Source organism: Mycobacterium sp. OAE908 (assembly GCF_017872775.1).
In the GTDB taxonomy this organism is placed as follows: Bacteria; Actinomycetota; Actinomycetes; order Mycobacteriales; family Mycobacteriaceae; genus Mycobacterium.
In genome coordinates, this window is sequence record NZ_JAGGJL010000001.1 from 4,846,175 (window position 1) to 4,859,197 (window position 13,023).

The following is a 13,023-nucleotide window of genomic DNA, read 5'->3' on the forward strand; positions in this document are numbered from 1 at the left end:
GGCCGTCCGTATGGTTCCCGTCACCATAAGGGGACCCTTGCTTTACCGCCTTCCTGAATTCCGTCACAATAGTGTTGTGAAATTCGGTCCGGAAAGCGCTGGAGCCGCCGCGGTGGCGACATCCAGCGATCGCCACACCCGTGGCGCGATCGTCCAGCTCTTGCTGGAATCCGGGCCGATCACCGCCGGTGAGATCGGCGACCAGCTGGGTATCTCCGCCGCCGGCGTGCGCAGGCACCTCGACGCGCTGTTGGAGGCCGGCGACGCGCAATCGGCCGCCGCTGCCGCGTGGCAGCACCACGGCCGCGGGCGGCCGGCCAAGCGGTATCGGCTGACGGCCCAGGGCCGGGCCAAGCTGCAGCACACCTACGACGACCTGGCTGTTGCCGCGATGCGACAGCTGAGGGAGATCGGCGGCGACGACGCCGTGCGCACCTTCGCAAGGCGCCGCATCGATGCCATCCTCGCGGGAGTAACCGAGGGGTCAGGCGACGTTGAAGCCAAGGCAGACAGGGTGGCGATGGCGCTGACCAAGGCCGGCTACGCGACCAGCACGACACCGGTGACCGGGCCGATCCACGGCATTCAGCTCTGCCAGCACCACTGCCCGGTTTCACACGTCGCGGAGGAGTTTCCCGAGTTGTGCGAGACCGAGCGGGAGGCGTTCGCCGAGATCCTTGGCACCCACGTGCAGAGGCTGGCGACCATCGTCAACGGCGACTGCGCATGCACCACCCACGTCCCGCTCACCCCCGAGAAGCCAAAATCGATCCGGCGCACAGCCCGCGTCGGAAAAACCACGAGCAAGCAAGGAGCGTCGACATGACGACCACTCCCGAGGTCCACAAGGTGGGCGAACCGCTCAGCCAGGACGAGGCCATCGCCTCGCTGAGCCGGTACGGCTACGGCTGGGTGGACTCCGACGCGGCGGGCGCCAGCGCACAGCGCGGACTGTCCGAAGCGGTGGTGCGCGACATCTCGGCCAAGAAGAGCGAGCCGGAGTGGATGCTGGAGACTCGGCTGCGCGCGCTGCGCACGTTCGACAAGAAGCCGATGCCGAATTGGGGCTCGAACCTCGAGGGCATCCACTTCGACAACATCAAGTACTTCGTGCGCTCCAGCGAGAAGCAGGCCGCCACGTGGGACGACCTGCCGGCGGACATCAAGAACACTTACGACAAGCTGGGCATCCCCGAGGCCGAGAAGCAGCGACTGGTCTCTGGCGTCGCCGCACAGTACGAATCCGAGGTCGTCTACCACTCGATCCGCGAGGATCTGGAGAAGCTCGGCGTCATCTTCCTCGACACCGACACCGCGCTGAAGGAACACCCGGAGATCTTCAAGCAGTACTTCGGCACCGTGATCCCGGCGGGCGACAACAAGTTCTCCGCGCTGAATACTGCTGTGTGGTCAGGCGGTTCGTTCATCTACGTGCCGCCCGGCGTGCACGTCGACATCCCGCTGCAGGCCTACTTCCGGATCAACACCGAGAACATGGGCCAGTTCGAGCGCACGCTGATCATCGTCGACGAGAACGCCTACGTGCACTACGTCGAGGGCTGCACCGCGCCGATCTACAAGAGTGATTCGCTGCATTCGGCGGTCGTCGAGATCATCGTGAAGCCCGGTGGCCGTTGCCGTTACACGACCATCCAGAACTGGTCGAACAACGTCTACAACCTTGTCACCAAGCGGGCGCGGGCCGAGGCAGGCGCAACCATGGAGTGGGTTGACGGCAACATCGGCTCGAAGGTCACGATGAAATACCCGGCGGTCTGGATGACCGGCGAGCACGCCAAGGGCGAAGTGCTTTCGGTGGCGTTCGCGGGCGAAGGTCAGCACCAGGACACCGGCGCCAAGATGCTGCACCTGGCGCCGAACACCTCGAGCAACATCGTGTCCAAGTCGGTGGCCCGCGGCGGCGGCCGCGCGTCCTACCGCGGCCTCGTTCAGGTCAACAAGGGCGCACACGGTTCGCGGTCAAGCGTGAAATGCGATGCGCTGCTGGTCGATACGATCAGCCGCAGCGACACCTACCCGTACGTCGACATCCGCGAGGACGACGTGACGATGGGCCATGAGGCGACGGTGTCGAAGGTCAGCGAGGATCAGCTGTTCTATCTGATGAGCCGCGGCCTGACCGAGGACGAGGCGATGGCCATGGTGGTGCGCGGGTTCGTTGAGCCGATCGCCAAGGAGCTTCCGATGGAGTACGCGCTGGAGCTCAACCGGCTGATCGAGCTGCAAATGGAAGGCGCTGTCGGATAGTGGCTGAGCTGACTACTGCTGTCGAGGGAATCAACAAGGGGGAGCTGTTCACGTCGTTCGACGTCGACGCCTTCGAGGTGCCGCACGGTCGCGACGAGCTCTGGCGCTTCACGCCGTTGAGGCGGTTGCGCGGCCTGCACGACGGTTCGGCTGTTGCGACCGGCGCGGCCACAATCGATGTCCAGACATCGGATGACGTGCGAGTCGATCGGGTCGGGCGTGACGACTCGCGACTGGGCGCGGCGGGTGCACCCGCTGATCGTGTTGCGGCGCAAGCGTACTCGTCGTTCGAGACCGCGACGCTGATCGAGGTGCCCAAGGACACCGTCGTCCGCGACGAGATCCAGGTGACGGTGACCGGGCCCGGCGAGGGCAAGGTCGCCTACGGGCACCTGCAGGTGCGGGTCGGTGAGCTGTCCGAGGCGGTCGTCGTCATCGACCAGCGCGGCAGCGGAACCTATGCCGACAACGTCGAATTCGTGGTCGGCGACGCTGCCCGGTTGACCATCGTGTCGATCGCCGACTGGGCGGATGACGCGGTCAACGTCAGCACACACCACGCCGCGCTCGGCAAGGACGCGGTGCTGCGCCACGTCGCAGTCACGCTCGGCGGCGACGTCGTGCGGCTGACGGCGCGGGCCAAGTTCTGTGCGCCGGGCGGTGACGCCGAGTTGCTGGGGCTGTACTTCGCCGACGACGGCCAGCACTTCGAGTCGCGGCTGCTGGTGGACCACGCTCAGCCGAACTGCCGCTCGCACGTCACGTACAAGGGTGCGCTGCAAGGCGATCCCGATTCGAAGAAGCCGGACGCGCACACCGTGTGGATCGGCGACGTGCTGATCCGGGCCGCGGCCACCGGAACCGACACCTTCGAGACCAACCGCAACCTGGTGCTCACCGACGGCGCGCGTGCCGACTCGGTGCCGAACCTGGAGATCGAGACCGGCGAGATCGTCGGGGCCGGGCACGCCAGTGCCACCGGTCGTTTCGACGATGAGCAGCTGTTCTATCTGCAGGCCCGCGGCATTCCAGAGGACCAGGCCCGCAGGCTGGTCGTGCGCGGCTTCTTCGGCGAGATCATCGGCAAGATCGCCGTCCCTGCGGTGCGTGAACGTCTCACCGCGGCCATCGAACACGAACTTGAGCTAACCGAAGGAATCACTCACTGATGACCACACTGGAAATCAAGGACCTGCACGTCAGCGTCGTCTCCAAGGAGGACGGGACCGACATCCCGATCCTCAAGGGCGTCGACCTCACCGTGAACTCGGGGGAGACCCATGCGTTGATGGGCCCCAACGGATCCGGCAAGTCCACGCTGTCCTATGCGATCGCCGGCCACCCCAAGTACACGGTGACGTCGGGCTCGATCACGCTCGACGGCCAGGACGTGCTCGAGATGAGCATCGACGAACGCGCACGCGCAGGCCTGTTCCTTGCGATGCAGTATCCCGTCGAGGTGCCAGGTGTGTCGATGTCGAACTTCCTGCGCACCGCGGCCACCGCCGTTCGCGGCGAGGCGCCGAAGCTGCGGCACTGGGTCAAAGAGGTCAAAGGCGCGATGGCTGACCTCGACATCGACCCGGCGTTCTCCGAACGCAGTGTCAACGAAGGCTTTTCGGGCGGCGAGAAGAAGCGCCACGAGATCCTGCAACTGTCGCTGCTGAAGCCCAAGATCGCGATCCTCGACGAGACCGACTCCGGTCTGGACGTCGATGCACTGCGCGTCGTCAGCGAGGGCGTCAACCGCTACGCGGAAGCAGAGCACGGCGGCGTCCTGCTGATCACCCACTACACCCGCATCCTGCGTTACATCCAGCCGCAATTCGTGCACGTGTTCGTCGGCGGCCGCATCGTGGAATCCGGCGGACCGGAACTGGCCGACGAGCTCGAAGAGAACGGGTACGAGCGCTTCACGCAGGCGGTCGGGGCCTGACATGACCGCCGCGCAGGTTCTCGACCTGACTCGGGATATCGAAAAAGTCAGGGCCGACTTTCCGATCCTGAAGCGGGTGATGCGCGGCGGAAGCCAGTTGGCGTACCTGGATTCCGGTGCGACATCGCAGAAGCCGGTGCAAGTGCTCGACGCCGAGCGGGACTTTCTGACCACCTCCAACGGCGCGGTGCACCGCGGTGCGCACCAGTTGATGGAGGAGTCGACCGACGCCTACGAACAGGGCCGCGCCGACATCGCGGCGTTCGTCGGTGCGAATCCCGACGAGCTGGTGTTCACCAAGAACGCCACCGAAGGCATCAACCTGGTCGCCTATGTGCTCGGCGACAACCGGTTCGAACGCGCGGTCGGCCCCGGCGACGTCATCGTCACCACTGAGCTCGAGCATCACGCGAACCTGATTCCGTGGCAGGAGTTGGCGCGGCGCACGGGCGCGACGCTGAAGTGGTACGGGGTAACAGACGACGGCCGCATCGATCTGGACTCGCTGACGCTCGACGATCGCGTGAAAGTGGTTGCCTTCAGCCATCACTCGAACGTCACCGGCGCCGTCGCCCCGGTGGGCGAACTCGTGTCGCGTGCGCAGGCGGTCGGTGCGCTGACGCTGCTGGACGCCTGCCAGTCGGTGCCGCATCAGCCGGTCGACTTCCACGCGCTCGACGTCGACTTCGCAGCGTTCTCCGGGCATAAGATGCTGGGCCCCACCGGCATTGGCGTGTTGTACGGCCGCAGCGAGCTGCTCAACGCGATGCCGCCGTTCATCACCGGCGGGTCGATGATCGAAACCGTCACGATGGAGCAGACCACGTACGCTCCTGCGCCGCAACGCTTCGAGGCAGGAACGCCGATGACCTCGCAGGTGGTGGGTCTGGCAGCCGCGGCGAGATATTTGCGAGAGATCGGCATGGCCGCGGTCGAGGCGCACGAGAACGAGTTGGTCGCCGCGGCGCTCAGCGGGCTGTCCGGCATTGACGGCGTGCGGATCATCGGGCCCACCTCATTGGAAAACCGCGGCTCGCCGGTGTCTTTCGTCGTCGACGGCATTCACGCCCACGACGTTGGGCAGGTGCTCGACGACGACGGTGTCGCAGTGCGGGTGGGCCACCACTGCGCGTGGCCGTTGCATCGCCGGTTCGGCATCGCCGCGACCGCACGCGCCTCGTTCGCGGTCTACAACACGCTCGACGAGGTCGACCGGTTGGTCGCCGGCGTCCGGCGGGCGGTGGAGTTCTTCGCGTGAGACTGGAGCAGATCTATCAGGAAGTGATCCTCGATCACTACAAACACCCGCACCATCGCGGGCTGCGTGAGCCGTTCGGCGCCGAGTCGTATCAGGTCAACCCGACGTGCGGAGACGAGGTGCGGTTGCGGGTCGCGCTGAGCGACGACGGCGAGCGTGTCGATGACGTCTCCTACGACGGGCAGGGCTGCTCGATCAGCCAGGCCTCGACGTCGGTGCTGACCGACCAGGTGATCGGCCAGAACGTCGGCGATGCGTTGAAGACAGTGGCGGCGTTCACCGAGATGGTGTCCTCACGTGGCACCGTCGAGGGGGACGAGGAGGTGATCGGCGACGGCATCGCATTCGCCGGCGTCGCCAAGTACCCGGCGCGGGTGAAATGCGCGCTGCTGGGTTGGATGGCTTTCAAGGATGCTCTAGCGCAAGCCAGTGAGGAGATCGCAGATGAGCGACACCGCAGTGCCTAACGACGAACTGCTCGCCGACCTCGAGGAGGCGATGCGCGATGTCGTCGACCCCGAACTCGGTATCAACGTCGTCGATCTCGGCCTTGTTTACGACCTGAACGTCGAAAAGGGGGAGCAGGGCAACGTCGCGTTGATCGACATGACGTTGACGTCGGCGGCATGTCCGCTCACCGAGGTCATCGAGGATCAGTCACGCACCGCGCTGGTCGGTGCCGGGCTCGTCAACGAGATCCGGATCAACTGGGTGTGGAACCCGCCGTGGGGCCCTGACAAGATCACCGAAGACGGCCGCGAACAGCTGCGGGCGTTGGGTTTCACGGTCTAACCTGCACGGCCGACGATAAGTCGGCGGTTCGGCGGTTGTGGACGGGGCTGCTCGTTCACAATCGCACTGTGGTCACGGTTCCGGCGTTTGTGTGGCGAGGCGGTTTTTTTCGCCGGGCGATGCTGATCGGTGGTTTTCTCGGGATCGTCCTCGGAGCCATGGCCTGGTTGGACTCCGGTCTGCTGCTCGCCGGCATTCTCGCGGGCGTCACCACCGGATTGATTTACGGAATTTGGATGCCGCGGCGTATGGCCCGCTATTGGCCTGGCGCCAAACAACTCTCGAGCAAGAACCGCGTGACGGTCGCGCGCACCGCCCGCCACGGCGAGCCCATCGGCGACCCGCAGTTGGCGGCGGCGGTCATTGATTACAGCGGCGGCATGCATGCTTCGGCCGAACAGGCCAAGCCGTATCGCTGGGTGCTACCGCTCGTCCTTGTCGTCAGCGTCGGAACGGCGTTGTGGGACAGCATCTTCGGCACCTGGGGTAACGCGATCGTCTCCCTCGTTTACCTGGTTGCTCTGCTGGCCGAGTTGTTGTGGTGGCCCAAGCGACGGGACCGGCTGCTGGCCAATAGCGATCGCGCGGCCGATCTCGCCGGCGACATTCTCGAAAAACGGCGTGCCGACCAGACGGATCTCTGACTAAGGTCAGAGATATGACGGCGGATTTGGTGGCGCAGGTCAGGCGGTTCAATCGCACCGTCACACAGCGGATCGGCGTGCTGAACGAGAACTATCTGGCCAGCGACCGCTCCCTCGGGCAGAACCGGTTGCTCTGGGAGATCGGCGTCGACGGCTGTGATGTCCGCTCGCTGAGGGAACGCCTGGACCTGGACTCTGGGTACGTCAGCAGGCTGTTGCGTGCACTGGAGACCGCCGGTCACGTCGTCGTCGAGCAGACCCCCGCCGACGGGCGCATCCGCATCGCCCGGCTGACGGCGGCAGGCCGCCGCGAGCTCGCCGCGCTCGACCAGCGCTCCGACGACGCCGCAGCGGCGATCCTGCAACCGCTCAACGCGCGACAACGCACCGAGCTCGTCAGCGCCATGGCAGAAGTCGAACGCCTGCTGATCGCCTCCACGGTCGAGGTTCGGCAATGCGATCCGCGCCACCGCGACGCCCGGCTCTGTCTGCACACCTACTACGACGAGCTCGCTGTCCGCTTCGAGGGTGGCTACGACCCGGCGCGCAGCCCTGTCGCTGACGTCGAAATGACCCCGCCCGCAGGGCTTTTGCTGGTCGCATCGCTGCACGGCGAACCTGTCGGTTGCGGCGCGCTGATCTTTCATCCCGACGCGGTCGGATTGGTGAAGCGGATGTGGGTGGCGCCATCGGTTCGCGGCCTGGGGCTGGGCCGCCGGTTGCTTTACGAGCTGGAGAACCGGGCCCGCACAGAGGGGCTACGGCTGATGCGGTTGGAGACGCGCGACGAGCTGTCCGAGGCGATCCAGATGTATCAGACGTCCGGGTACCGCGAAGTCGCTCCCTTCAACGACGAGCCCTACGCCCATCACTGGTTCGAGAAGTCGCTGTAACGCTCGGCCGGTATCTGGTAACTCAGTCGGTATGAGCCTCGACGAGTCTTACGTCGCTACCCGGCGACAGCTACGGGGAGTGGCCGAAAGCCTGATCGCCGGGCCGCAGTACCGGTCAGCGGGCACGGTCCGGCTTGCGGTGCGCCCGGATGGGTTCGCAGGCGTGGCCGTCCCATTGGCTGTGCGCGGCACGCAGTTCGTCTGGCCCGATGGCGCCGCCGAACTGGCCGGACCGGTTCGCACGTTGGCCGAAGCCGCCGGGGTCGCGGCTGGCCCGCCCGCCGGGGTGTACGAAATCGTCGACCCGTTACCCGTGGATGCGACGCTGGACGTCGACGCGGCAGCTGCGGAGTGGCTCTATCGGAGCCACTACGCAGGCGGACACGCGATCAAAAGCGCGCTGCCCGAGGCGCATCCCGTGTTGTGGCCCGAGCACTTCGACGTCGCGGCCACCGAGGACGAGGTGAACTACGGCGTCTCAGCAGGTGACGACTACCACCCGACGCCGTACGCGTATGTCGGGCCATGGACCAAGCGCACCGGATCGTTCTGGAACGCGCCTTTCGGCGCCGTGTATGCGCTCGACCCGGCGCACGATGTGGACGCGTTGGCCGCGCAGATCACCGAGTTCTTCGAAGAGGGCAGAAGGGAATCGCGATGACGGAGTTGAACACCGACTTCAGTGGCCTACGGGCCCTGTTCATCAACTGCACGTTGAAACGGTCGCCGGAGGTCAGCAACACCGAGGGCCTGATCGACATCAGTTCACGAATCATGGCGAAACACGGTGTCGAGGTGGAGGTGGTTCGCGCCGTCGATCACGACATCGCCACCGGGGTTTGGCCAGACATGCGCGAACACGGCTGGGCCTCCGACGATTGGCCCGTCATCTTCGAGAAGGTGCTGGCGTCCGACATTCTGGTACTCGCAGGCCCGATCTGGCTGGGGGACAACAGCTCCGTGATGAAGCAGGTGCATGAGCGCCTTTACGGGGGCTCGCATCTGCTCAACGACTCCGGCCAGTATCTGTACTACGGCCGGGTGGGCGGCTGTTTGATCACCGGCAACGAGGACGGTGTCAAACACTGTGCACAGAATGTCCTATACACCCTCCAACACATCGGCTACACGATTCCACCGCAGGCCGACGCGGGCTGGATCGGCGAGGCCGGGCCGGGGCCGTCGTATCTGGACCCTGGATCCGGTGGGCCCGAGAACGACTTCACCAACCGCAACACCACGTTCATGACGTGGAACCTGATGCATCTGGCCCGGATGTTGAAGGCAAGCGGAGGTGTGCCCGCTTACGGAAACATCCGCTCGGGATGGGATGCGGGATGCCGCTACGACTTTGCCAATCCTGAATACCGTTGAGCGGTTACCGTGACCGTGATGACCGAAACAGTCGACGAAGCCGCGCTGATCGCCGCGTTGCGCGACGGCGACGAAGCCGCGTTCGCCCACCTCGTCGATCAGCATGCGCCATCGATGCTGCGGGTGGCGCGGGGTTATGTGCCCAGCCGCGAGATCGCAGAAGAAGTGGTCCAGGAGACGTGGATCGCGCTGCTCAAGGGCATCAACAATTTCGAGGGCCGATCCTCTTTGCGCACTTGGCTTTTCGCCGTGATGATCAACATCGCCAAGGCACGGGGTATGCGCGAGCGCCGTGATGCCGACGCAGCGATCGCGGCTTCCACTGGCACCGTCGACCCGGCCCGGTTCCGCACGGCCGACGATCCGTACCCGGGCCATTGGAAGCAAGGCGAAGAGCCGTCGCCGTTCCCCGACACCCCCGAGGGCACACTGCTCGGCAACGAGCTCGTCGAGGTCGCGCGCGCCGAACTGGAGAAGCTGCCCGACCGTCAGCGCACGGTTGTCACGCTTCGCGACATGCTCGGCTTCGACTCCGCCGAAGTGTGCGGCCTGCTCGACATCAGCGTCGCCAACCAACGGGTGCTGCTGCACCGTGGCCGGGCCGCCGTCCGGCAGGCGCTCGAAGAGTATTTGGAGGACGCCTCATGACTGGCCGCGACGCCATGGACTGCAACGAACTGGTCGAGCTCGTCACCGCCTACCTGGACGGTTCGCTCGACCTACAGACGCGGGCACGGTTCGACATGCACCTACTGGAGTGCGATGGCTGCGAGAACTACCTTCAGCAGTTCCGGGAGACCGTGGCCACGGTCGGCAAGATCCGCGACGACGACCTCGACCCGGCATTCCGCAACCGCCTGCTGGACGCGTTCAAAGACTTCACCTGACCACTACCGCCCAGTTTGTGCTGACCATAGGCTGGGAACAGACAGATTGACAGCAGCGTTAGGAACATCGTGGCTACGCGAGACATCACCGCCGAACAGTTCAACGACACCATCAACGACAACGAGATCGTGCTGGTGGATTTCTGGGCGTCGTGGTGCGGCCCGTGTAAGGCCTTCGCGCCCACGTTCGCCGCGTCCTCGGAGAATCACCCCGACGTCGTCTACGCGAAGGTCGACACCGAGGCCGAGCAGCAGCTGGCCGCGGCAGCCGACATCCGCTCGATCCCGACCTTGATGGCCTTCAAGAAGGGCAAGCTGGTGTTCAACCAGGCGGGCGCACTGCCGCCGGCGGCGCTCGAGCAGCTCGTGCAGCGGGTCAAGGAGTTCGACATCGACGCCGCGATCGCCGCGCAGGGCAACGGCGAAGCGAACTAGCGAAACGCACGCGATAGCGTGCACGGGTGAACTTTGTCCTAGTAGATAGACCGCGACCGCACGTCGCGCTGGTGACACTCAACCGGCCCGAGCGGATGAACTCGATGGCGTTCGACGTCATGGTCCCGCTCAAGAAGGTGCTCGACGAGTTGACCTACGACAACGACACCCGCGTGATTGTGCTCACAGGTGCGGGCCGCGGCTTCTCCTCGGGTGCCGACCACAAGTCGGCAGGCTCGGTGCCGCACATCGACGGGCTGACCCGGCCGACGTTCGCGCTGCGATCGATGGAGGTGCTCGACGACGTCATCCTGTCGCTGCGCAAAATGCACCAGCCCGTGATCGCTGCCGTCAACGGCGCGGCGATCGGCGGCGGACTGTGCCTTGCGCTTGCCTGCGATATCCGCGTCGCAGGTGCGGGAGCCTATTTCCGTGCTGCGGGTATCAACAACGGACTGACGGCGAGCGAGCTCGGGCTGTCCTACTTGTTGCCGCGCGCGATCGGTACGTCTCGGGCGTTCGAGCTGATGCTGACCGGACGCGACGTCGACGCCGACGAGGCCGCACGTATCGGACTGGTCTCGCGTGCCGTGCCGGACGATGAGCTGCTCGACGTTTGCTATGAGCTCGGGGAGCGCATCGCATCGTTCTCGCGGCCGGGAATCGAATTGACCAAGCGCACGCTTTGGAGTGGACTGGACGCCGCTAGCCTGGAAGGGCATATGCAGGCCGAGGGCCTGGGACAGCTCTTCGTCCGTTTGCTCACCGGCAACTTCGAAGAAGCGGTCGCGGCGCGCGCCGAGAAGCGCGCACCGGTCTTCACCGACGACAAATAAGGGGACAGCAGCGTGATCACCGCAACGGACCTCGAGGTCCGCGCTGGAGCGCGCACGCTGCTGTCCACAGACGGTGCGGCGCTGCGGGTGCAGCCAGGCGACCGCATCGGGCTCGTCGGACGCAACGGCGCAGGCAAGACCACGACCATGCGCATCTTGGCGGGTGAGGGTGAACCTTACGCCGGGACCATCGCGCGGACCGGGGAAATCGGTTATCTGCCACAGGATCCCAAAGAGGGCGATCTCGAGGTGCTGGCCCGCGATCGGGTGCTGTCAGCCCGCGGCCTCGACACGTTGCTTGCCGACCTGGAGAAGCAGCAGGCGCTGATGGCCGAGGTGGCCGACGACGCCGCGCGTGACAAGGCGGTCCGCAAATACGGCCAGCTCGAGGAGCGCTTCGCTTCGCTTGGCGGATATGCGGCCGAAAGCGAGGCGGGCCGCATCTGCGCAAGCCTTGGTCTGCCCGAACGTGTTCTGACACAACCACTTCGCACACTCTCCGGTGGTCAGCGCCGCCGGGTGGAGCTGTCGCGCATCCTGTTCGCCGCCTCCGACACGGGGTCGGGATCGGCCACCACGTTGTTGCTCGACGAGCCCACCAACCACCTCGACGCCGACTCGCTGGGTTGGCTGCGCGATTTCCTGCGCGGGCATGCCGGCGGTCTGGTGGTGATCAGTCACAACGTCGAACTACTCGCCGATGTCGTCAACCGGGTGTGGTTCCTCGACGCGGTGCGCGGCGAGGTCGACGTCTACAACATGGGCTGGCAGAAGTACCTCGACGCCCGCGCGACAGACGAACAGCGGCGCCGCCGCGAGCGGGCCAACGCCGAACGCAAGGCCTCGGCCCTCCGCGCCCAGGCGGCCAAAATGGGTGCCAAGGCCACCAAAGCCGTTGCCGCACAGAACATGCTGCGTCGGGCCGACCGGATGATGGCTGCGCTCGACGAGGAACGCGTTGCCGACAAGGTGGCCAGGATCAAGTTCCCGACGCCTGCGCCGTGCGGCCGCACCCCGTTGGTGGCCAAGGGTCTGACCAAGAACTACGGCTCACTGGAGGTCTTCAGTGGCGTCGATCTCGCCATCGACCGCGGTTCGCGGGTCGTGGTGCTCGGCCTCAACGGCGCGGGCAAGACCACCCTGCTGCGGCTGTTGGCCGGCGTCGAGACACCTGACTCCGGAGGCCTCGAGCCGGGCCACGGAATGAAGATCGGCTACTTTGCGCAGGAACACGACACGCTCGACAACTTGGCGACGGTGTGGCAGAACATCCGTCACGCCGCGCCCGACACGGGTGAGCAGGAACTGCGGGGTCTGTTGGGCGCCTTCATGTTCAGCGGTGCGCAGCTTGATCAGCCCGCCGGCACGTTGTCCGGCGGTGAGAAGACCCGCCTCGCGCTCGCCGGTCTGGTGGCATCGACCGCGAACGTGCTTCTGCTCGACGAGCCGACCAACAACCTCGACCCCGCGTCGCGCGAGCAGGTGCTCGACGCACTGCGGTCGTACGTCGGCGCAGTGGTGTTGGTGACGCACGACCCAGGCGCCGCCGAAGCACTCGACCCGCAACGCGTGGTGCTGCTGCCCGACGGCACCGAAGACTTCTGGTCCAACGACTATCGCGACCTGATCGAGCTCGCCTGAGCGCGAATTGCGAACTGTTTCATCAATTCCGCCCGTTGGGTGTGAACGCTTCCTACGCT

16 protein-coding genes are annotated in these 13,023 nt (G+C 65.6%); all 16 read left to right on the forward strand.

The window, feature by feature from the left end:
- Window positions 1-10 precede the first annotated feature (10 nt).
- Entirely contained in the window at window positions 11-826 is an 816-nt protein-coding gene (locus tag J3E61_RS23915; RefSeq protein ID WP_210085224.1) for a transcriptional regulator, read from the forward strand.
- Window positions 823-2,268 (forward strand): Fe-S cluster assembly protein SufB, encoded by a 1,446-nt coding sequence (gene sufB, locus J3E61_RS23920; RefSeq protein ID WP_210085225.1) that lies wholly within the window; start codon window positions 823-825, stop codon window positions 2,266-2,268. Before J3E61_RS23915 ends, sufB begins: the two co-directional genes overlap by 4 nt.
- Window positions 2,265-3,437 (forward strand): Fe-S cluster assembly protein SufD, encoded by a 1,173-nt coding sequence (gene sufD / locus J3E61_RS23925; RefSeq protein ID WP_210085675.1) that lies wholly within the window; start codon window positions 2,265-2,267, stop codon window positions 3,435-3,437. Before sufB ends, sufD begins: the two co-directional genes overlap by 4 nt.
- Window positions 3,437-4,204, forward strand: coding sequence for a Fe-S cluster assembly ATPase SufC (gene sufC, locus J3E61_RS23930; protein WP_192720628.1), 768 nt, complete (start codon window positions 3,437-3,439; stop codon window positions 4,202-4,204). Before sufD ends, sufC begins: the two co-directional genes overlap by 1 nt.
- 1 nt (window position 4,205) lies before the next feature.
- On the forward strand, window positions 4,206-5,462 hold the full coding sequence (locus J3E61_RS23935; RefSeq protein ID WP_210085226.1) for a cysteine desulfurase: 1,257 nt from the start codon (window positions 4,206-4,208) through the stop codon (window positions 5,460-5,462).
- On the forward strand, window positions 5,459-5,929 hold the full coding sequence (locus J3E61_RS23940; RefSeq protein ID WP_210085227.1) for an SUF system NifU family Fe-S cluster assembly protein: 471 nt from the start codon (window positions 5,459-5,461) through the stop codon (window positions 5,927-5,929). Before J3E61_RS23935 ends, J3E61_RS23940 begins: the two co-directional genes overlap by 4 nt.
- A complete protein-coding gene (locus tag J3E61_RS23945; protein WP_210085228.1) occupies window positions 5,907-6,254 on the forward strand; it encodes a metal-sulfur cluster assembly factor in 348 nt (115 codons plus the stop codon). Before J3E61_RS23940 ends, J3E61_RS23945 begins: the two co-directional genes overlap by 23 nt.
- 68 nt (window positions 6,255-6,322) lie before the next feature.
- On the forward strand, window positions 6,323-6,898 hold the full coding sequence (locus J3E61_RS23950; RefSeq protein ID WP_210085229.1) for a hypothetical protein: 576 nt from the start codon (window positions 6,323-6,325) through the stop codon (window positions 6,896-6,898).
- Window positions 6,899-6,912: 14 nt separating this feature from the next.
- Window positions 6,913-7,791, forward strand: coding sequence for a MarR family transcriptional regulator (locus J3E61_RS23955; protein WP_210085230.1), 879 nt, complete (start codon window positions 6,913-6,915; stop codon window positions 7,789-7,791).
- A gap of 31 nt (window positions 7,792-7,822) precedes the next feature.
- On the forward strand, window positions 7,823-8,452 hold the full coding sequence (locus J3E61_RS23960; RefSeq protein ID WP_210085231.1) for a hypothetical protein: 630 nt from the start codon (window positions 7,823-7,825) through the stop codon (window positions 8,450-8,452).
- Window positions 8,449-9,165: a flavodoxin family protein gene (locus tag J3E61_RS23965; protein WP_210085232.1), complete on the forward strand. Its 717-nt coding sequence runs from the start codon at window positions 8,449-8,451 to the stop codon at window positions 9,163-9,165. The genes J3E61_RS23960 and J3E61_RS23965 overlap by 4 nt, the downstream gene beginning before the upstream one ends.
- An 18-nt stretch (window positions 9,166-9,183) precedes the next feature.
- On the forward strand, window positions 9,184-9,813 hold the full coding sequence (locus J3E61_RS23970) for a sigma-70 family RNA polymerase sigma factor (RefSeq protein WP_192720620.1): 630 nt from the start codon (window positions 9,184-9,186) through the stop codon (window positions 9,811-9,813).
- A gap of 14 nt (window positions 9,814-9,827) precedes the next feature.
- Entirely contained in the window at window positions 9,828-10,052 is a 225-nt protein-coding gene (locus J3E61_RS23975) for a zf-HC2 domain-containing protein (protein ID WP_192722344.1), read from the forward strand.
- A 69-nt stretch (window positions 10,053-10,121) separates the two neighbouring features.
- On the forward strand, window positions 10,122-10,487 hold the full coding sequence (trxA, locus tag J3E61_RS23980; RefSeq protein WP_192720619.1) for a thioredoxin: 366 nt from the start codon (window positions 10,122-10,124) through the stop codon (window positions 10,485-10,487).
- A gap of 26 nt (window positions 10,488-10,513) precedes the next feature.
- A complete protein-coding gene (locus J3E61_RS23985; RefSeq protein ID WP_192720618.1) occupies window positions 10,514-11,323 on the forward strand; it encodes an enoyl-CoA hydratase in 810 nt (269 codons plus the stop codon).
- A 12-nt stretch (window positions 11,324-11,335) separates the two neighbouring features.
- On the forward strand, window positions 11,336-12,964 hold the full coding sequence (locus J3E61_RS23990) for an ATP-binding cassette domain-containing protein (RefSeq protein ID WP_192720617.1): 1,629 nt from the start codon (window positions 11,336-11,338) through the stop codon (window positions 12,962-12,964).
- Window positions 12,965-13,023 lie beyond the last annotated feature (59 nt).